The 19,017-nt window shown below is 66.2% G+C and carries 13 protein-coding genes, 4 tRNA genes and 1 pseudogene; 13 read left to right on the forward strand and 5 right to left on the reverse strand.

Features of this window, described 5'->3' with window-relative positions; genetic code table 11:
• Positions 1 to 129 precede the first annotated feature (129 nt).
• From B9Y82_RS02125 to B9Y82_RS02145, 5 genes are all read right to left on the reverse strand, one after another.
• Positions 130 to 771 carry a response regulator gene (locus tag B9Y82_RS02125; RefSeq protein ID WP_100471382.1) on the reverse strand — a complete coding sequence of 214 codons (642 nt, stop codon included), beginning with the start codon at positions 769 to 771 and terminating at the stop codon, positions 130 to 132.
• Complete coding sequence (locus B9Y82_RS02130; protein WP_100471383.1) at positions 768 to 3,995, reverse strand: hybrid sensor histidine kinase/response regulator; 3,228 nt, start codon at positions 3,993 to 3,995, stop codon at positions 768 to 770. The genes B9Y82_RS02125 and B9Y82_RS02130 overlap by 4 nt, the downstream gene beginning before the upstream one ends.
• A gap of 127 nt (positions 3,996 to 4,122) precedes the next feature.
• Complete coding sequence (locus B9Y82_RS02135; RefSeq protein WP_100471384.1) at positions 4,123 to 5,343, reverse strand: EAL domain-containing response regulator; 1,221 nt, start codon at positions 5,341 to 5,343, stop codon at positions 4,123 to 4,125.
• A complete protein-coding gene (locus B9Y82_RS02140) occupies positions 5,340 to 8,111 on the reverse strand; it encodes a response regulator (RefSeq protein WP_100471385.1) in 2,772 nt (923 codons plus the stop codon). Before B9Y82_RS02140 ends, B9Y82_RS02135 begins: the two co-directional genes overlap by 4 nt.
• Before the next feature lie 162 nt (positions 8,112 to 8,273).
• Entirely contained in the window at positions 8,274 to 11,012 is a 2,739-nt protein-coding gene (locus B9Y82_RS02145; protein ID WP_100471386.1) for a TonB-dependent receptor plug domain-containing protein, read from the reverse strand.
• A gap of 171 nt (positions 11,013 to 11,183) precedes the next feature.
• Between B9Y82_RS02145 and B9Y82_RS02150 the strand changes: the two are divergent.
• From B9Y82_RS02150 to rplL, 13 genes and pseudogenes are all read left to right on the forward strand, one after another.
• A pseudogene (locus tag B9Y82_RS02150) lies at positions 11,184 to 12,138 on the forward strand (cyanophycinase).
• Positions 12,139 to 12,184: 46 nt separating this feature from the next.
• On the forward strand, positions 12,185 to 13,201 hold the full coding sequence (locus tag B9Y82_RS02155) for an isoaspartyl peptidase/L-asparaginase family protein (protein ID WP_100471387.1): 1,017 nt from the start codon (positions 12,185 to 12,187) through the stop codon (positions 13,199 to 13,201).
• Positions 13,202 to 13,338: 137 nt separating this feature from the next.
• Positions 13,339 to 13,424 (forward strand) — tRNA-Tyr (locus tag B9Y82_RS02160).
• A 24-nt stretch (positions 13,425 to 13,448) separates the two neighbouring features.
• Positions 13,449 to 13,522 (forward strand) — tRNA-Gly (locus B9Y82_RS02165).
• 49 nt (positions 13,523 to 13,571) lie between these two features.
• Positions 13,572 to 13,647 (forward strand) — tRNA-Thr (locus tag B9Y82_RS02170).
• A gap of 41 nt (positions 13,648 to 13,688) precedes the next feature.
• Positions 13,689 to 14,879: an elongation factor Tu gene (gene tuf, locus B9Y82_RS02175; RefSeq protein WP_100471388.1), complete on the forward strand. Its 1,191-nt coding sequence runs from the start codon at positions 13,689 to 13,691 to the stop codon at positions 14,877 to 14,879.
• Positions 14,880 to 14,981: 102 nt separating this feature from the next.
• Positions 14,982 to 15,057 (forward strand) — tRNA-Trp (locus B9Y82_RS02180).
• 49 nt (positions 15,058 to 15,106) lie between these two features.
• Positions 15,107 to 15,520 (forward strand): preprotein translocase subunit SecE, encoded by a 414-nt coding sequence (gene secE / locus B9Y82_RS02185; protein ID WP_004154361.1) that lies wholly within the window; start codon positions 15,107 to 15,109, stop codon positions 15,518 to 15,520.
• A 10-nt stretch (positions 15,521 to 15,530) separates the two neighbouring features.
• Entirely contained in the window at positions 15,531 to 16,091 is a 561-nt protein-coding gene (gene nusG, locus B9Y82_RS02190) for a transcription termination/antitermination protein NusG (RefSeq protein ID WP_004154362.1), read from the forward strand.
• A 258-nt stretch (positions 16,092 to 16,349) separates the two neighbouring features.
• On the forward strand, positions 16,350 to 16,778 hold the full coding sequence (gene rplK, locus B9Y82_RS02195; RefSeq protein WP_004145248.1) for a 50S ribosomal protein L11: 429 nt from the start codon (positions 16,350 to 16,352) through the stop codon (positions 16,776 to 16,778).
• 4 nt (positions 16,779 to 16,782) lie between these two features.
• Complete coding sequence (gene rplA, locus B9Y82_RS02200) at positions 16,783 to 17,481, forward strand: 50S ribosomal protein L1 (RefSeq protein ID WP_004154350.1); 699 nt, start codon at positions 16,783 to 16,785, stop codon at positions 17,479 to 17,481.
• Positions 17,482 to 17,867: 386 nt separating this feature from the next.
• Positions 17,868 to 18,404 carry a 50S ribosomal protein L10 gene (gene rplJ, locus B9Y82_RS02210; protein ID WP_010480377.1) on the forward strand — a complete coding sequence of 179 codons (537 nt, stop codon included), beginning with the start codon at positions 17,868 to 17,870 and terminating at the stop codon, positions 18,402 to 18,404.
• 63 nt (positions 18,405 to 18,467) lie between these two features.
• Positions 18,468 to 18,836 (forward strand): 50S ribosomal protein L7/L12, encoded by a 369-nt coding sequence (gene rplL, locus B9Y82_RS02215; RefSeq protein WP_014646047.1) that lies wholly within the window; start codon positions 18,468 to 18,470, stop codon positions 18,834 to 18,836.
• Positions 18,837 to 19,017 lie beyond the last annotated feature (181 nt).

The raw sequence follows: 19,017 nt of genomic DNA on the forward strand, positions 1-19,017 counted from the left end.
TGCTTGCCACATGCACCATGCTGGGATGCGTCCAGCCTAGAAATCGTCCTTGTCCTATGGAATCAGGCGTTTCCTAAAGCCACTGCAGTCCCCATCACAGGGCCGGCAGGGTTCAGGCAGGAGTGGGCCTCAGCCGAACAGTGAGGCCTGCAGGCAGTACTCGATCAGCGCCTGGTCGCTGTCCACGCCGAGTTTGCGCATCGCGCTGATCTTCTGCGTGCTGACCGTCTTGGCGCTGCGCTGCAGCTGGCGTGCGATGTCGCCCACGCTCATGCCGCTGGTGAACAGGCGGATCACCTCCAGCTCGCGCGGCGACAGGCGCGCACGGACCGCATCGGCATCGGCCGGTTCGCTCGCGGCTACCGGCAGCAGTCCCGGGGGGCGGTAGACGCGGTCGGCCAGCACCACGCGCAGGGCCTGTACCAGGCTGCCCAATCCATGGCTTTTGAGCACCACGCCGCCCGCGCCGGCGGCATACATCGCCGCAACCAACGATGGATTGGACACCATCGTCAGCACCAGCAGGCGTGTCTCCGGGAAGCTGCGGCGCAGGAACGAGATCAGCTTGATGCCGTCCCCGAAGCGATCGCCCCCCGGCATGCTGTAGTCGGTGATGACCGCCTGTGGCCGGGTCCGGGTCATCAGCTCGATCAGCGTACCCGGATCGGCCGCTTCGCCCACGATGTCCAGGTCCAGTTCCCCGGCCAGTACGTCGCGGATGCCGGCAAGCACGATCGGGTGGTCGTCGGCGATGAGGATCCGTGTGGTCATGGCAGGGTCGGGTCGTCAGGAGGGGAAGGGGACGCAGCGTCGCGCAGCGGATGCAGCATCTGTTCGAGGCGTTGCTGGAAGCCGGCAAGAGCGGCCGCCTGGGTGGCCAGGTCATCGCCGCCGGCAAGGCACTGTTCGATCTGCAGGCCGCTGTCCACCAGCGCAGGTGCACCGACGATCACCAGCGCGCCGCGGATGCGGTGCAGAACCTGCGCCACGCGGGCGGGATCGGCAGCGGCGATTGCCTGGCGCAGGCTGTCCAGGTCGGTCTGCATGGTCTGTACGAACAGCGACTGCATCTTCGCGGGAACCTGCAGCGGGGGATCCGTGTCGTGCGATGCGGTGGACGCACGGCGCTCCTGCATCGCAGAGTCTGGCGCATCGCCGTCGGCGATCCGGGTCAGCAGGCGCTGCAGGGCTTCCAGCGTGATCGGCTTGACCAGCACGCCCTGCATGCCCGATTCCTGGCAGCGTTGGCGTTCGGCCGGGTCGGCATTGGCGGTGGCGCCGTGGATCGGCACGCTGACACCCCGTGCCCGCAAGGCGCGGGCCAGGCCGTAGCCATCCAGCCCGGGCATGTTCAGGTCGGTCAGCACCAGCGCGAACGCGCCCTGTTGCCAGTAGCCCAGCGCTTCATTGCCATCGCTGGCGACCACGGCGCGGCAGCCGAGCTGCTCCAGCTGGTCGCGCAGGATCGCCTGGTTGATCGGGTTGTCCTCGGCGACCAGCACCTGCAGGCCGAAATGACGCGTCGCTGGCAGGCGCCCTTCTGCGCTGGCGGCCAGCGGCTGGCCACTGGCTGCGGCCAGGGCGACCACGATCGCGTCGAACCGATGCAGGCCAACCTGCCAGACGCCGTTGACCTGCCGCGGCCGCACGCCGCCTTCGCGGCAGGCGACCACGCGCGGTCCATCCGCCCATCCGGGCAGGGAGTCGTCCAGGGCCAGGTCGAGCAGCACGCCCGCCGATGGCAAGCCTGCCGCGACGTCCTCACGGTAAACGCTGGCCTGTGCACCGCGCTGCTGCAGGCGCTCGCAAAGCGATTGCACCAGTTCTCGCACGCTGCCCCGCACCTGTATCTGCAGGCCGGCGGGCAGCTGCGGCGCGGGTGACTGCTGCGGATCCGGTGGTGCCGATGGCAGCGGCAGTTCAACACTGAAACTGCTGCCCAGGCCGCTCTCGCTGACCACGCGCAGCTGCCCTTCCATCAACGCCACAAGATGCGCGCAGATGGCCAGGCCCAGGCCGGTGCCCCGCATCGCATCGGTGCCCGGGTTGGCCTGGAAGAACGGCTCGAACAGATGCGCCTGGTGTTCGCTGGCAATGCCGATACCGGTATCGGCCACCTGCCATTGCAGCCAGCAGCGTTGCTCCTGCCAGCGTGCCGAAAGGCGGACCACCACGCGCCCGCTGTCGGTGAACTTCAGTGCGTTGCTGATCAGGTTGTTGAGCACCTGGCGGGTCCGCGCGGCATCACCGCACACCATGGGCGGCACGTCGGCATCGATGCAGGCGTAGAACTGCAGTGCCTTGTTGGCGGCCGCAGCGGCGTACGAGTCGAGCGCGTCTTCGGTCAACCGCACCGGATCGAATGGGCTGGGCTCCAGGCTCAGTTGCCCGGCCTCGGCCTTGCTGACATCCAGGATGTCGCTGATCAGCTGCATCAGGGTAGAGGACGAACGCTGGATCGTTGCCAGGTAGTCCTGCTGCCGCGCATCCAGTGGCGTCAGCCCCAGCAGCTCAAGCGTACCAAGGACGCCGTACAGCGGCGTGCGGATCTCATGGCTCATGGTGGCCAGGAACTGGCTCTTTGCGCGGTTGGCCTGGTCGGCGGCGCGGCGCGCCTGCTGCAGCACCTGTTCGGCCTCATGCTGGCTGCTCAGATCAATGAACAGGCAGAGCACTGCCGGCTCGCCGCGATAGCGCGCCGGTGTCGCGGTCACCAGCAGGTGGCGGCCTTCGGGCGTGGCGTAGGCCAGGCCATCGCCCAGCGTGGTGCCGCCGGCAGCCAGTACGCTCCGCCGCCACGGGCCATGCCAGCCGCCGGCATGGTGGTCCTCGCCCAGCCAGCGGCGGGCAAGGGCGTTGTCCAGCAGCACATTGCCATCGGAACGGCGCAGCAGGCACAGCCCGATCGGCGCGTTGTCCAGGATCGTGCGACTGAAGGCTTCGCTTTCCAGCAGGCGCGCGTGGTTGCTGCGCAGCGGTTCGATGACCGAACGCCGGTACGCGCGCAGCACCAGCGTGCCACCCAGTGCCAGCAGCAGGGCGACCACGGTCGCGCCCAGCAAGGGCCCTTGCGGGTGCTGGAACACCTGTCGCCACCCGACGTGGTAGACCGCCAGCCAGCCGCGCTCGCTGCGCATGCGGAACTGCAGGCCATCGAGGCCGGCCTGCCAGGAGGTGCCGGCGTCGCTGGCATCGGCCGCATCGCCCAGCAGGCGCTGGCCATTGGCATCGAACAGCGACAACCGCTGGAACACCGGGACACCCAGCACCTGCCGATAGTCATCGACACGGCCGGGATCGAGCAGGCAGGCCAACGCCGCCTGCGAGTCCTCGTCGTCCTCACCCCACAGGCGCGCATCCTGCGGGGCGTGGGCGATGGCCAGCAGCCAGGTCTGTCGGTCGCGCCAAGGCACGCCCACCCAGACGATGCCACCGCGCTGCAGCGCCGGCTGCGTCCCCATGACCTGATGGATGCTGGCGATCGCCGGGCGCAGGTGATGCGGGCTGTTCTGGTTCGCGTCGGTACCGGCGATCTGTACAGGTGCCAGCAGCCCGCGCGTGCCCTGGCCATCGACCAGCAGGCATTGGGGTGGTGGATAGCGCGAGGCCGACCAGAACGTGCCGTAGAAGCGCAGGAAGCGGTCGCCCAGCTCGGTCGGTGGCGAAAGACTGGCCCCCTCGCTCCCGATCACCGCAAAGTTGGCGAACAAGGGGCCGCGTTGCAGCTCCACGCTGGCATCGGCCACCGGCTGCCCACGCGTGCCGACATCATGCAGACGCCACTGGCGAAGGAAGCGCTCCTGCTCGCGCAGCGTGCCGTCCAGGCGGCGGAAGTGGTACTCGATCTTGCTGCGCTCTTCGTTTAACAGCTGCGAGCCGGCCGACAACAGCAGTCCGGCCTGCAGGGTCGCCAGCACCACCACGCCAATCAGCAGGGCGTGGACGCGCAGCGAGCGGCGAGCGAGTCGGCGTACAGGAGCGGCCTCGGCCGGCATGGCAGGTCTCGGAGCAGGGGGCGGTCAGCGGCACCTTGTGCAGCAACGGATGGAACTCCGCCGCCGCTGCACAGACAGGATCGTCAATGCAACTTGATGATTTCGTGAAGCCGCCGTGGAATCCGTGTCAGCGCAGGGCGGCCCGCGGCGCGTCGTCCCACTGGGGCGCTTCTTCATCCAGCAGGCGGGTGAACTCATCCGACGGCAGCGCCTGTGAGATCAGGAAGCCCTGCACCTGGCTGCACCCCAACTGGCGCAGCGCGGCCAGGTCGGCATCGCTTTCCACGCCCTCTGCCACGATGGTCAGGCCCAGCTGGTTGGCCAGTGCGATCACCGTTGACAGGGTCAGGTGCAGGGCCGGGTCGCGGGCGCAGCCGCTGACCAGCGCGCGGTCGATCTTGACCTCGGTGAAAGGGGTATTGACCAGGTTGTGGACCGAGCTCAGGCCCTGCCCGAAATCATCCTGGGCCAGGCCGAAGCCCTTCATGCGCAGGCGGCAGGCGCCTGCATAGAAGTCGCTGACGTGCCGCGTGGTGCTGTTTTCCATCAGTTCGAAGCACAACTCACCGGGTGTACCGCCGTGGGCCAGGGTCAGCGCCAGCAGCTCGTCGGGCAGATCCGACTGCTCCAGCAGGTGAGGGGGCAGGTTGATCGACACCGGTACCCGGAAACCTTGCCTGCGCCAGCGCGCCTGCGCGCTGATGCTGGCCTTGAGCATCATCCGCAGCAGATCGCCCTCCAGCCCGTAGCGGCAGATCGCCGGCAGGAAGCTGCCAGCGGCCAGCGTACCCAGCTGGGGGTGGCGCCAGCGCACCAGTGCCTCGGCCGCCACGACCCGTCCTGACTGCAGTGACTTCTTCGGTTGGAACCAGGCCGTCAGGCTGCCATCGGCCATGGCCTGGCGCAGCTGCGATGCATCCGGTTCGGGTGCCGCCGCCGCGCGCGCTGGGGCGTCGTCGGCAACCGGACGCGCCTGCGCCAGGGCCTCGAACAGGGCGTCCACATCGGCGGCGGCCACTGGCTTGGGCAGCAGCCCGATCACATCCAGCCCCAGCGATTCGGCCATCAGCCGTGCCGAGGTCATCATCCGGCGCGGCGCGGCACTGACTACCGCAAGGCGCGGCGGGCGCGGCTGTGCGGCCAGCGCCTGGATGAACTGGATGCCGTCCTGTCCGGGCATCAGCAGGTCACTGACCACCAGGTCATAGGGCTGGCATGCACACAACGCGATGGCCGCATCCACGTCCTCGCAGGCATCGACCTGCACGCCGGCGCGGCTGCCGAACAGGTTGGCCAGGAAGCCGCGCTGGAAGGGCTGGTCTTCCAGGATCAGGACACGCTGGGTCATGCGGGGTCTCCTTGGCGCAGGGCGTTGAGCGCCTTGCGCAGGCGGGCGATGTCGATGGGTTTGCTCAGGTAGCCTTGCATGCCACTGGCCAGGCAGCGCTCGCGCTCCTCGGCGGTGGCATTGGCGGTGGCACCGATCACTGGCACCGGGTTGCCGTCATCGCGCAGCTGGCGGGCCAACGCGTGACCGTCCATGCGCGGCATGTTGATATCGGTCACCACCAGGTCGAATGACTGCTCGCGGCATCGCTGCAGGGCTTCCACGCCGTCCTGTGCCAGCTCCACATCGCAGCCGAGGGTGCGCAGCTGCTCGGCCAGGATCACCCGGTTGATCGGATTGTCTTCGACGGCAAGCACGCGCAGGCCCAGCGGCACCGGCGGTGCCGCGCGCGATGTCTCCGGCAGCGCCGCACGTTGCTGCTGCACGTTGGCCAATGCATTGCCGATGGCGGTCATCCCGTGCAGGGTCACCACCAGGCTGCCATCGGCGGCAACAGTGGGCTGGTCACCGCCGTCGATCGACGCCACCACGCGGGGGCCTGTCCAGGCCAACGGCATCCCGGCCTCACCATCCATCAGGATCGCGCCGTCATGGTCCAGCAGTGCTGGGTCGCCCTGCAGGGGCTGCGCGTTTGCGCCCCAGCGACGCAGCCAGCCGCAGGCACTGTCGACCAGCTCGCGGTCGCGGCCGCGCACCAGGATCGGCGGCTCCGGTAGCAGCACAGGGCCATCCTCTGCGGTGGGCAGAACCGGCAAGGGCAGACGGACGCTGAAGCTGCTGCCCAGGCCAGGCTCGCTCACCACCTGCAGTTCGCCGCTCATCAGGCGCACCAGGCGGTCGCTGATGGACAGGCCCAGCCCGGTGCCCTGTGCACTGGCCGCGCCGCGGACCTGGCGGAACGGTTCGAACAACCGCGCCTGTTCTTCGGCGGCGATACCCACGCCGGTGTCGGTGACCTGCCAGGCCAGCACGCTGGATTCACCTTCGCGCTGTACCTGGCGCACGCGCAGCACCACCCGCCCATGTTCGGTGAACTTGATCGCGTTGCTGAGCAGGTTGCCCAGCACCTGGCGGATGCGGTCGGCATCACCGAGCACCCGCGTCGGCAGGCGCGGGTCGGTACAGACCAGGATCTGCAGGCCCTTGCAGGTGGCCGACGCGGCAAAGCTGCGCAGCACGCTCTCGGTCAGCTCGCGCGGCGAGAACGCCGCCGGCTCCAGGCTGAGCTGCCCTGACTCGATCTTGGAAACATCCAGCACGTCGCTGATCAACTGCAGCAGGACCGATGAGGAACTTTCGATGGTGCGCAGGTACTGCGACTGCCGCGCGTCCAGCGAAGTGTGCCCGAGCAGTTCCAGCGTGCCCAGCACGCCGTACAGCGGGGTGCGGATCTCATGGCTCATGGTGGCCAGGAACGCACTCTTGGCCTGGTTGGCCGCATCGGCGGCCTGGCGTGCCGACGACAGCGCGGCCTGTGCCTGGCGGTGCCGGGAAATGTCATGGAACACGCACAGCAGCACGTCATCGCCCTGGTAGCGGCAGGCCGCGTGCAGCACCTGCAGCTGGCGACCATCGCGGGTGGTGAATTCCAGTCCACACCCGTGCTCGCCGGCATGCCCGCGCCATGGCGCCTGCCAGTCGCTGTGTTCGCCTTCTTCGCCAAGCCAGTCGCGCAGCAGCTGGTTGGAGAGCAGCAGCGCGCGGTCGCTGCGGCGCAGGACGCAGATGCCGACCGGCGCCATGTCGATCACCGTCGAACTGAAATCCAGGTTCTCCAGCAGGCGGCGGTGTTGCTGCAGGGCCGGCTGGATCAACTGGAGGTCCACGCGATGCCGCAGCAGGCGCAGCGCGAGGCCGGCCAGCAGCAGCAACAGCACGCAGATCAGCAGAGGCACCGCCAGGTCGCCCAGCAGCAGCTGCGGCGGCAGGTGGTAGACCAGCCGCCAGCCATCATTGCCGACCCCCTTCACCAGCGCTACGCCGCGCGGAAGCCCGCCGCTCCACAACGTGCCGAAGCTGTCGTCCTGGCGCTCCCGCAGGGTCTTCCAGCCCGCACCATCCAGCCGCGGGGCCTGGCTGGACAATGCAGGCTGCCCGCCACGGTCGAGCAGCGCATAGCCGCCGATGCCCTGGCCGTCGATCATGCTCGCCGCCGCCGCGCCATCGAGCAGCAGCACCAGCCACTGCGTCGGATGGGGGCCCGCCTGTACCGGCTGGGCCAATGCAACGCCACTGTCACCCGGGCGCAGCCAGTACACCGGGTCGGCTCCCTCCACGCTGCCGCTGCGCGCCTGAAGCACGCGCAGCGAGGGCAGTCGCGCCAGGTCGACATCGACCTCGCCTCCGGCCAGCCAATGCGCGCCCCGGGCGTCGACCAGAAGCAGGTGCGTCTGCAGCGCCTGCAGCGTGTGCTCGGCGCGCGTTGACAACAGCAGCCGCTGGCCCGGTTGGCCGCCAGCACCCTCCAGCGGCACCTGGCGCATGCCTTCGCTGTCCGCCGCAGGTGCATCCGGGTTGCCCGTCACCACCGAATCGCCCAGGTAGCGCAGCAGGGCTTCGCGCTGGTCGAAATAGATCTGGGCCCTGTAGGCCGCCGCGTTCATCTCGCGGCGATGGGTCGAGATGTCCTCGGTGAATGCGGTGAGCAGGTAGAACCCGGCCGCGGCGGCCAGGCAGATGAAGACGCACACGGTCAGGCAGCGCAGCAGCACCGACGCGGTAGTCGATGGCACGGCCTGCTGCAGCGAAGGGCGGGGGAAGCGGAACATGCAACGATGCTAGGGAGCGGCGCGGATGGCGCGGAATCAGCTGTTTCCTAAAAGCCACTGCGGACCGGCCAGGCAGCGGTCCCTGCTTGGACGCCGTTCAGCCAGCAGAAAAAAAGAACCCCCGCCGAAGCGGGGGCTCCTGTATCGGCACTGGCCTGGCACTTACAGTGCGCTGCCACCGAACTTGTGCGTGTACTGCAGGTTGATCGTGCGGCCGACGCTGTCGAACCAGGACACGTCGTAGTAGGGGTACGCGGTGTAGGTACGGTCCTTCGGCGGCATCTTGTTGAGCACGTTGACCACCGACAGCGACAGGCGCGAGTGGTCGTCGAAGCGGTACTGCAGCGAGGCGTTGTAGCGATACGTTGCCCTCACGTACGGGCTGTCACCGCTGTCCCAGTCGAACACCTGGTCGTAGCTGTCCGAGGTTGGCAGCTTGCCCAGGCGCGAGCCGTACACGGTTGCCGACCACGCATTCTTCTCCCAGGTCACGCTCAGGCTGGTCTTGGTGCGCGGGATGTCGAAGCCACTGTTCACTGCGAACTGGTCTTCGCTGCGGTCGCCCGGGTAGCGCTGGAAATCATGCTTCTTCACCCAGGTGTGGGTGCCGTTGAAGATGAAGTCGCCGATGCCCGTCTGCAGGCGGTAGCGCAGGCCGACGTCGATGCCGGAGGTGGACTCGCGGGCGACGTTGATCGGCTCCACGCGCACGCCATAAAGGCGCCCGTCGTTGCTGCGGGTGATGCGGGCGAGCGCATCCACGCAGGTCGGCGAGGTGATGTCGGCGCTGCCCAGGCGGCAGTTCGCTTCGTTGGCCAGGATCGTGCGCACGTCCATGTCCTGCACCTGGTTGCGCATGTCGATGTCGAACCAGTCCACCGACAGGTCCAGGCCGATCGCCGGCGACCAGACGAAGCCGGCACTCCACGAGGTGCTGGTTTCCGGGTCGAGCTGGCGGTTGCCGATGCGGCTGCGGACCAGGTTGCGTTCGTAGTCGGCGCAGTCGGTGGCGCCGTCCGCGCGGCAGCTGTACAGGTCTTCGGCGGTGGTCTCATCGTTGCCCGGGCCGGCGAATACGTAGTGCAGGTCCGGCGCACGGAACGCGGTGCCGTACGAACCGCGCACCAGCAGCGTGTCGATCGGGCGCCATTCCAGGCCGCCGCTCCAGGTCGCCTTGCCGATGGTGTGGCCGGAATAACGGTACTGGTCGTAGCGGCCGGCCACGCTCAGGTTGACCGACTCGTGCAGCGGCATGCGCAGCTCGGCAGCGGTCGCCCAGCGGTTGCGCGAACCCTTGCCGTCCGAATCCTTCCAGCTGTAGTAGTAGTACCCGGTCGCCAGCGGATCGGGATTGAGCGAGTACGCCTGCTGGCCCACTTCCACGGTCGCGGCAAACCCGGCGTCGCCACCGGGCAGGGCGAACAGGGCCGAGTTGGTCAGGGTGAAGGCGGCAGTCTCCGTGCGCGACTTCGGGGTGTAGGTGGTACGCGCGGCGATCGAATCGTACTCGGCGCGGGTCAGCGGCCGGTACAGGCGTGACGGGTCGGCATTGTAGACCGGGAAACCGTCGTCATCCACGCCCAGCTGCGGACCGAGGAACAGGTCATTGGCCTTGGCGGCGATGATCTGCGCCCAGCTGATCCGCGACTGGTACTGCGAATGGCTCAGCGCTGCTTCGTAATCCCAGTTGCCGGCCAGGTTGCCCTTGAAGCCGGTGGTCACGCTGAAGGTCTTCTGCGTGCTGCGCACCATGGCGTTGCGCAGGCCGCCCATTTCCTCTGGCGAGAACTGGCGCTGCCAGAACTCGATCTCGCCGGTGGCTTCGTTGTTGAAATAACCCGACTCATCGCCGTTGGCGTCCATGCGGCCCCACTGGGTGACGTCGCGCATCAGCGACATCGTGTGGTAGCCCAGCTGCACGTCGGCGAACCACTGCTGGCCATTGTCGAAGTCGTAGCTCAGCGACGCGTAGCCGTTGGCGCCGCGGCGCTTGCTGAGGATGGTGCCGTAGCCGATGGAGCTGTCGCTGCCACAGTAGTAGCCGTACTTCGGGCGATAGGCGCGGTAGGTGCTGCCCTGGTTCTGCCCGGCCAGGGCTTCGCAGGTGGCGGCGCCCGGGTCCAGATAGTCATCGTTGTAGTCGGTGCGCAGGTAGGCACGGCGAGCGATGCGCGAACCCTCGGTCGGGCCATCCTGGGTCGAGTCCTGGATGTCACGGTCATAGGCCCACAGCGGGGTCTGCGACTGCAGCTCGACGCTGTATACCGCGTTGAAGTTGCCACGGCTGAAACCGCTGGCGATGCTCATGTCGAACGACTCGCCACCGCCTTCGGTGGTGGTGCCCATGCGCATGTCGATGGTGGTGCCGTCGGCCTTCTTCTTCAGGATGAAGTTGACCACGCCGGCGATCGCGTCCGAACCATAGATGGCCGAGGCGCTGCCGGTCAGCACTTCAATGCGTTCGATCATCCCCAGCGGAATGTTGGAGACATCGGTGAAGTTGCTGCGGCCCTTGAACGGCATCGGGAAGTCGGCGATACGGCGGCCATTGACCAGCACCAGCGTGTGGTTCGGGCCCAGGCCGCGCAGGTCCACCTGCTGGGCGCCCGGCGAGAAGTCGGCGCCGCTGGAAGACTGCTGGCTCTGCGTCTCACCGCCGTTCTGGGTCATTGCACGCAGCACGTCCGGCACGCTGGTGAAGCCGCTTGAGCGGATCTGTTCGGCGTTGATCACCGTGATCGGGGCGGGGCCTTCCACCTGGGCGCGCGGAATGCGCGAGCCGGTGACCTGCACCGCGTCCAGTTGTTGTATCGAAGAGGAAGACGGAGCCTGGGCGGCCGCGGAAGCAGCCACACCCATCAACGCCAGCTGGATCGACCACGCCATCGCCTGTCTACGCATGAGGAATTCTCGGAAATGAAGCCGGCCCGCAGAGGAGGGGCCCTGTCCCCCATTCAGATTTCCGGAATGGGCGCGCGCATTTAACGCCTTTTTTATGTCCTTGACTACTGGGTGCCTATCTGGCAAAGAGTGAAAACGCTTGCAAGTCGATGTCGTTCAGGGAGATCAGGGATGCGAAGCCTCCACCGGACCCTCCCCTTTGCCTGGCTGGCGCTGCTTGTGCTGGCCTGGCCACTGGCCGCACCCGCGCAGGATCTGCTGGGCCCCGGCTTTGCCTATTACGAAGTCGGCGACCTTGAGGCCCCGCGCCCCGGCCCGCGCGCGCCGGCGATGATGCTGATGGGCGGTGGCGAGTGGGTGCCGGACGCCTTCCAGTGGTGGCTGAGGCAGGCCGGCAATGGCCGTGTGCTGATCCTGCGCGCCTCCGGTGGCGATGAGCTGCAGGACCGCCTCTACCACGAGATCGGCGGCACCACGGCGGTACAGACCCTGGTCTTCGACAGCCGTCGCGGTGCCGACGATCCGGCCGTGCTGCGCGTGGTTGCCGCAGCCGATGCCATCTTCATCGCCGGTGGTGACCAGGCCCGCTACATCCGCTTCTGGAAGGGTACCGCGCTCAACCGCGCGCCTCGGCGGCTACGCCTATGGCGCGATGGATGGCGGCAGCATCACCTCCGCCGGTGCGCTGGCCGACCCGATGGGCAGCGCTGTCACCATCGACAGTGGATTCCTGCAGATGCCCTACCTGCGGCGCGTGGTCACCGATACCCATTTCGACAAGCGTGACCGGCTCGGTCGCCTGATCGTGTTCGTGGCACGCGCCGCGCAGGACAGTGGTGACCCGGACATCGTCGGCATTGGCGTTGATGAGGACACCGCCCTGTGCGTGGAGCCCGATGGGCAGGCCCAGGTCTACAGCGCCGACGGCGAAGGCAAGGTCTGGGTGGTCAGCCCCGGTCGTGATGCCGATCGTCTGGTCGAGGGCGAACCGCTGCGCTTCCATGCCGTACCGGTAACGGTGGTCGCCAGTGGCAGCCGCATGCGGCTGGACGACTTCCAGGCCGAGGCCGATTACCACGCCGTGGCCGACGTCGCCGACGGCCAGATCGAAGTCGTCCGCCAATGATGTTCCACCCGCAATCCATTCCCTCGTCCTGCTGGAGATGTACCCGATGAAACTGCGCCTGGCGCTGTCTGCGCTGCTGTCCCTGCCGTTGCTTGCCCAGGCCGCCCCGGCCGCCTCGCCGCTGCTGGTCATCCACGGCGGTGCCGGCGTCGAGCGCAAGGACCTGTCGCCGGCCGAAGAGAAGGCCGCGCGCGATGCGTTGCGCGCCGCGCTGCTGAAGGGCCATGCCGAACTGGCGGCGGGTCGTCCGGCGCTGGCTGCCGTCACCGCAGCGATTACGGTGCTGGAAGACGATCCCACCTTCAACGCCGGCAAGGGCGCGGTGTTCACCCATGACGGCCACAACGAGCTGGATGCCGCAGTGATGGACGGCGCCACCCAGGCTGCTGGTGCGGTGGCCGGCGTGCAGCGGGTGCGCAACCCGATCCTGCTGGCACAGACCGTGATGCAGAAATCCAGGCACGTGATGATGGTCGGGCAGGGCGCCGAGGCCTTCGCGGCCGAGCAGGGTATTGCCCTGGTGGATCCCTCCTACTTCCGTACAGAGAAGCGCTGGCAGCAGCTGCAGCGCGCACTGAAGGAAGAGGCCAGCGGCCAGGCCCATGCCGACCTGGAGACCGCAAAGCACTTCGGCACGGTGGGCGCGGTCGCGCTGGACGCGCAGGGGCAGCTGGCCGCCGGCACCTCCACTGGCGGCATGACCAACAAGCGCTATGGCCGAGTGGGTGACTCGCCGATCATCGGTGCAGGCACCTGGGCCGATGCGCGCTGTGCGGTGTCGGGCACCGGTTGGGGCGAGTACTACATCCGTACTGCGGCCGCGCACGAGATCTGCGCACGCATGCGCTACCAGGGGCAGACCCCGGAGCAGGCTGGCAAGGGCGTGATCAACGAAACGATTCCGCAGTTGGGCGGCGATGGTGGTGCGATCGTGCTCGGCGCAGACGGGAAAATGGCCACGCCGTTCAACACCCAGGGCATGTATCGGGGCTGGATCGGCGCCGACGGTGTCCCTCATGTCGCAATTTTCGCCAGCGAGACCCTGCCGGTCCCTGGGCAATAACCTTGCGTATCAATGGGTTTGCGACAACGTGTGAAAAAGATGGAAAAAAGCGTTGACAGCCCCCCGCCTGATCAGCAGAATAAGCGGCTCACCACCACACACCGCAACGCTTCGGCGGCAACGGGTTGGGGTGGTAAGGAGGGATACCCAAGCGGCCAACGGGGGCAGACTGTAAATCTGCTGGCTTACGCCTTCGGTGGTTCGAATCCACCTCCCTCCACCAGTTTCACGTTGTGACATTCCCGGCGCGGGAGTAGTTCAATGGTAGAACCTCAGCCTTCCAAGCTGATGGTGCGGGTTCGATTCCCGTCTCCCGCTCCATTGAATGAACTTTGAATAGTATCGAGTTCATGTCATAATGCAAAACTCGGCTCACGTAGCTCAGTCGGTAGAGCACTTCCTTGGTAAGGAAGAGGTCGAAGGTTCGATTCCTTTCGTGAGCACCATCTCAAGCATCACCTCTCAGACGAATTCGAGATAAGCAGCCATGGCCAAGGGTAAGTTCGAGCGCACCAAGCCGCACGTCAATGTCGGCACCATCGGTCACGTCGACCACGGCAAGACCACGCTGACCGCCGCACTGACCAAGATCGGTGCCGAGCGCTTCGGTGGCGAGTTCAAGGACTACTCCGCGATCGACGCCGCGCCGGAAGAAAAGGCGCGTGGCATCACGATCTCGACCGCGCACGTCGAATACGAATCCCCGACCCGTCACTACGCCCACGTTGACTGCCCGGGCCACGCTGACTACGTCAAGAACATGATCACCGGTGCCGCCCAGATGGACGGCGCGATCCTGGTGTGCTCGGCCGCTGACGGCCCGATGCCGCAGACCCGCGAGCACATCCTGCTGTCGCGCCAGGTCGGCGTGCCGTACATCGTCGTGTTCCTGAACAAGGCCGACATGGTCGACGACGCCGAGCTGCTCGAGCTGGTCGAGATGGAAGTGCGCGAGCTGCTGAGCAAGTACGAGTTCCCGGGCGACGACACCCCGATCATCGCCGGTTCGGCCCGCCTGGCGCTGGAAGGCGACCAGAGCGACATCGGTGTGCCGGCCATCATCAAGCTGGTCGAGGCCCTGGACACCTGGATTCCGGAGCCGGAGCGTGCGATCGACAAGCCGTTCCTGATGCCGGTGGAAGACGTGTTCTCGATCTCGGGTCGCGGCACCGTGGTGACCGGTCGTATCGAGCGCGGCATCATCAAGGTCGGTGACGAAATCGAAATCGTCGGCATCCGTCCGGTGCAGAAGACCACCGTGACCGGCGTTGAAATGTTCCGCAAGCTGCTGGACCAGGGTCAGGCAGGCGACAACGCTGGCCTGCTGCTGCGCGGCACCAAGCGTGACGACGTCGAGCGCGGCCAGGTTCTGGCCAAGCCGGGCACGATCAAGCCGCACACCAAGTTCGAAGGTGAGGTCTACGTCCTGTCTAAGGATGAAGGCGGCCGCCACACCCCGTTCTTCAACGGCTACCGTCCGCAGTTCTACTTCCGTACCACCGACATCACCGGCGCAGCTGCTCTGCCGGAAGGCGTCGAAATGGTGATGCCGGGTGACAACGTCAAGATGGTCGTCACCCTGATCAATCCGGTGGCAATGGACGAAGGCCTGCGCTTCGCCATCCGCGAAGGCGGCCGCACCGTCGGCGCCGGCGTGGTCTCGAAGATCATCGAGTAAGCCTGCAGTACCGGTGGTTGCATAGCGCCGCCGGTTACGCGAATGGCGGGCCGGGAACCTCGGTCCGCCTTCGCCGTCTAAGGGAAGGCAAGTTTTCAACGTACGCCAGTAGCTCAATTGGCAGAGCAGCGGTCTCCAAAACCGCAGGTTGGGGGTTCGAGTCCCTCCTGGCGTGCCATCTGCCCACCTTATCCAGCGGCCTGGGCCGCTAAAGCAGACACAGCCGGATGAATAGCAAGATCGAACACTCCAAGGACAACTCCGCCCACGGTGGGGATATCGTCAAGTATGTCGCCGCATCGCTGCTGGTGCTGGCCGGTCTGTTCGTCTGGTTCTGGTTCTCCGCCGACTCTGGTCGCGCCGCCCAGCTGGGTGCGTGGGCAGGTCAGCTGCGTGCGTTGGCGGTCGTGGTCGGTCTGGTTGGCGGTATCGGCGTGTTCATGCTGACCGGCAAGGGGCGCGACACCCGCGAATTCCTCTCCGAGTCGCGCTTCGAACTGCGCAAGGTGGTCTGGCCGACGCGCCAGGAGGCCATCCGCATGACGTGGGTCGTGATCGTCGTGGTGCTCATCCTCAGCCTGCTGCTGGGTGGCTTCGACTTCCTGATCCAGAAACTGACTCAGTGGTTCCTGAGCCGCTAAGGAGAATTGCATGAAGCGTTGGTACGTCGTTCACGCCTATTCGGGCTTCGAGAAGTCGGTGGCGCAGGCTCTGCGCGATCGCATCGTCCGTGACGGCATGGAAGAGCGCTTCGGCGACGTCCTGGTCCCGACCGAAGAAGTGGTCGAGATGCGCGCTGGCCAGAAGCGCCGCTCCGAGCGCAAGTTCTTCCCGGGTTATGTGCTGGTCCAGATCGAGACCCACGAAGAAGCCGGTATTCCGCGCATCGACAACGAAAGCTGGCACCTGGTCAAGGAAACCCCGCGCGTGATGGGCTTCATCGGCGGCACTGCCGATCGTCCGTTGCCGATCGCCGATTCCGAGGCCGAGGCCATCCTGAATCGCGTTCAGGAAGGTGTCGAGAAGCCGCGTCCGAAGGTGCTGTTCGAGCCGGGCCAGATGGTCCGCGTCACCGACGGTCCGTTCAACGATTTCAATGGCGTCGTCGAAGAAGTCAACTACGAGAAGAGCCGTCTGCGCGTCTCGGTGCTGATCTTCGGTCGTGCCACGCCGGTCGAGCTCGAGTTCGGCCAGGTCGAAAAGGCCGTCTGATCCGTCTGTAGCGTCGAGCCACGCTCGGCTTCGGACCAGAAACCGGGCCTGGCCCGGTTTCGTTCGTTTATCTGCCGCTTCAGGCATGTGAAGAAAAAACCTGTTATAGTGCGCGGCTCCCCGCTGGGAAAGCCGGCAGGACGAGGCCGCCGCAAGGTGGCCTTCAGCATGATTTCAAAACGCGATGCCGGGACGCGTGATTCCCGGTCCGATGGGGAGCCTGTTGTCGAAAGGCGCTAGCACCCGGAGAGCACTCACATGGCAAAGAAAGTTGTCGGTTACATCAAGCTGCAGGTGAAGGCCGGTCAGGCCAACCCCTCGCCGCCGGTCGGTCCTGCGCTGGGTCAGCGTGGTCTGAACATCATGGAATTCTGCAAGGCGTTCAACGCTGCAACGCAGAAGCTCGAGCCGGGTCTGCCGGTTCCGGTGATCATCACGGCCTATTCGGACCGTACGTTCACCTTCATCACCAAGAGCACCCCGGCTACCACCCTGCTGAAGAAGGCCGCTGGCATCTCGTCGGGCTCCAAGCGCCCGAACACCGAGAAGGTCGGCAAGGTCACCCGTAAGCAGCTGGAAGAGATCGCCAAGGCGAAGGAACCGGATCTGACTGCCGCCGACCTGGACGCCGCCGTGCGTACCATCGCTGGCTCTGCCCGTTCCATGGGCCTCGTGGTGGAGGGTTAATAAGATGGCACAGACCAAGCGTGAGAAGGCCATCAAGGCCGCCGTCGTTCCGGGCAAGGCGTACGCCTTCGAGGACGCGATCAACATCCTGAAGAGCGCCACCAAGGCCAAGTTCGTCGAGTCGATCGACGTTGCCGTGCGCCTGGGCGTCGATGCGAAGAAGTCCGACCAGCAGGTCCGTGGCTCCACCGTGCTGCCGGCCGGTACCGGCAAGTCGGTTCGCGTCGCCGTGTTCGCTCCGGCCGGTGCCAAGGCTGACGAAGCCCTGGCCGCTGGCGCCGAAGCCGTCGGTATGGACGATCTGGCCGAGAAGATGCAGGCCGGCGATCTGAACTATGACGTCGTCATCGCGACCCCGGACGCCATGCGCGTCGTCGGCAAGCTGGGCACCGTGCTGGGCCCGCGCGGCCTGATGCCGAACCCGAAGGTCGGCACCGTTTCCCCGAACCCGGGTGAAGCCGTGAAGAACGCCAAGTCGGGTCAGGTCCGTTACCGCACCGACAAGGCCGGCATCATCCACTGCACCATCGGCAAGGCCGACTTCGCCGAAGACGCGCTGAAGTCGAACCTGACCGCGCTGCTGCTGGACCTGATCAAGGCCAAGCCGGCCACCTCGAAGGGCACCTACCTGCAGAAGGTTTCGGTCAGCTCGACGATGGGTCCGGGCGTCACCGTCGATCAGTCGTCGCTGACCCTGAAGTAATTGTTTCAAGCGGTCACGGCACCCTTGGTGCCGTGACCGTGACATTTGAAGGCATCGCTGGCAGTGCATCGCCCGCGGTAGCCGTCAAAGACCGCAGGCGCGGTCGTGGCAATACCGGCGACGGGCACGGAAGCTCGATCTGGCAAGGAGTCGCCGCCGGAGCAGTCATGAGCGCTTAATCGATTCCCCGGAATCACCCTGCGTAGATGGTGCCCTTCTGGAGTTTTTCTGGTTCACGCACGTCTGGGTTTCCCAGGTTGGCCCACTCCAGGTCTAGAACGGCCCACCCCCGGAACATCATCCCGATGTTCCCGGCGTCCAGGACGGATGCCGCACAGGACCGCACACGGCAGGAGCCGTAAGCGGAGTTCAATAGGAGGAGTGCAATGGCTCTCAATCTGTCCCAGAAGCAAGAAGTAGTCGCCGAGCTGGCAGACGTCGCCGCCAAGGCCCACTCCTTGATCGCAGCCGAATACGCTGGCACCACGGTCGCCCAGATGACCGCGATGCGCAAGCAGGCTCGTGAAACCGGTGTTTTCTTGAAGGTTGTCAAGAACACCCTGGCTTCGCGCGCCGTTGAAGGCACCGAGTTCGCAGTCGCACAGGACCAGATGGTTGGTCCGCTGCTGTACGCGTTCTCGCTCGAGGAGCCCGGCGCTGCCGGTCGCCTGATCAAGGAAGCCGCCAAGGGCAACGACAAGCTGAAGGCTAAGGTCGTCGCCATCGGTGGCGAAGTGTTCCCGGCAAGCCACGTCGAAGTGCTGGCCTCGCTGCCGACCCGCGACCAGGCCCTGGCCATGCTGGCCCGCGTCCTGACCGAGCCGGTCACGATGTTTGCCCGCGCCATCAAGGCCGTTGGCGAGAAGCAGGGTGGTGGCGACGTCGCCGCCGACGCTGCCGAGCCGGCCGCCGAGACCGCCTGAGTTTCGACTTACCGTGGTTCCTGACGGAACCTCAACCCAGAAAATCATCCAAAGGTATTAATCATGTCCCTTACCAACGAACAGATCGTCGACGCCATCGCCGAGAAGTCCCTGATGGAAGTGATGGAGCTGGTCAAGGCCATCGAAGAGAAGTTCGGCGTCTCCGCCGCTGCTCCGGTTGCCGTGGCCGCTGCCGCTGGCCCGGCCGCTGCTGTTGAAGAGCAGACCGAATTCACCGTCACCCTGAAGACCGCCGGCGAGAAGAAGGTCGAGGTCATCAAGGCCGTCCGCGCCATCACCGGCCTGGGCCTGAAGGAAGCGAAGGACCTGGCCGAAGCCGGTGGCGTCCTGAAGGAAGGCGCTTCGAAGGAAGACGCCGAGAAGATGAAGAAGGACCTGGAAGCTGCTGGCGCGACTGTCGAAGTCAAGTAAGCAGTTCCCTTGCATCGTCACCGATTCACGGCGATGCAGCCAAGGCTGGGGGCGTAAGCCCCCGGCCTTTGGTCGTTGTTGCGGTGGTGTAGATCCACGCCCTGCGTGGATGTGAAAAACAGCAGGAAAAAGCCCAACACGGGCTGCAGTCAAACCCCGGCAGGCCAGCGCAGAGCGCGGC

The sequence above is a fragment of the Stenotrophomonas maltophilia genome, from assembly GCF_002799155.1.
Classification (GTDB): Bacteria; Pseudomonadota; Gammaproteobacteria; order Xanthomonadales; family Xanthomonadaceae; genus Stenotrophomonas; species Stenotrophomonas maltophilia_R.

What these genes read in the sequence shown, in the direction of transcription:
- rplJ (WP_010480377.1), top strand. Translation starts at nt 17,868, where the DNA reads ATGGCTCTCAATCTGTCCCAGAAGCAAGAAGTAGTCGCCGAGCTGGCA.
- B9Y82_RS02145 (WP_100471386.1), bottom strand. Translation starts at nt 11,012, where the DNA reads ATGCGTAGACAGGCGATGGCGTGGTCGATCCAGCTGGCGTTGATGGGT.
- secE (WP_004154361.1), top strand. Translation starts at nt 15,107, where the DNA reads ATGAATAGCAAGATCGAACACTCCAAGGACAACTCCGCCCACGGTGGG.
- rplL (WP_014646047.1), top strand. Translation starts at nt 18,468, where the DNA reads ATGTCCCTTACCAACGAACAGATCGTCGACGCCATCGCCGAGAAGTCC.
- B9Y82_RS02135 (WP_100471384.1), bottom strand. Translation starts at nt 5,343, where the DNA reads ATGACCCAGCGTGTCCTGATCCTGGAAGACCAGCCCTTCCAGCGCGGC.
- tuf (WP_100471388.1), top strand. Translation starts at nt 13,689, where the DNA reads ATGGCCAAGGGTAAGTTCGAGCGCACCAAGCCGCACGTCAATGTCGGC.
- rplK (WP_004145248.1), top strand. Translation starts at nt 16,350, where the DNA reads ATGGCAAAGAAAGTTGTCGGTTACATCAAGCTGCAGGTGAAGGCCGGT.
- B9Y82_RS02125 (WP_100471382.1), bottom strand. Translation starts at nt 771, where the DNA reads ATGACCACACGGATCCTCATCGCCGACGACCACCCGATCGTGCTTGCC.
- nusG (WP_004154362.1), top strand. Translation starts at nt 15,531, where the DNA reads ATGAAGCGTTGGTACGTCGTTCACGCCTATTCGGGCTTCGAGAAGTCG.
- B9Y82_RS02130 (WP_100471383.1), bottom strand. Translation starts at nt 3,995, where the DNA reads ATGCCGGCCGAGGCCGCTCCTGTACGCCGACTCGCTCGCCGCTCGCTG.
- B9Y82_RS02140 (WP_100471385.1), bottom strand. Translation starts at nt 8,111, where the DNA reads ATGTTCCGCTTCCCCCGCCCTTCGCTGCAGCAGGCCGTGCCATCGACT.
- B9Y82_RS02155 (WP_100471387.1), top strand. Translation starts at nt 12,185, where the DNA reads ATGAAACTGCGCCTGGCGCTGTCTGCGCTGCTGTCCCTGCCGTTGCTT.
- rplA (WP_004154350.1), top strand. Translation starts at nt 16,783, where the DNA reads ATGGCACAGACCAAGCGTGAGAAGGCCATCAAGGCCGCCGTCGTTCCG.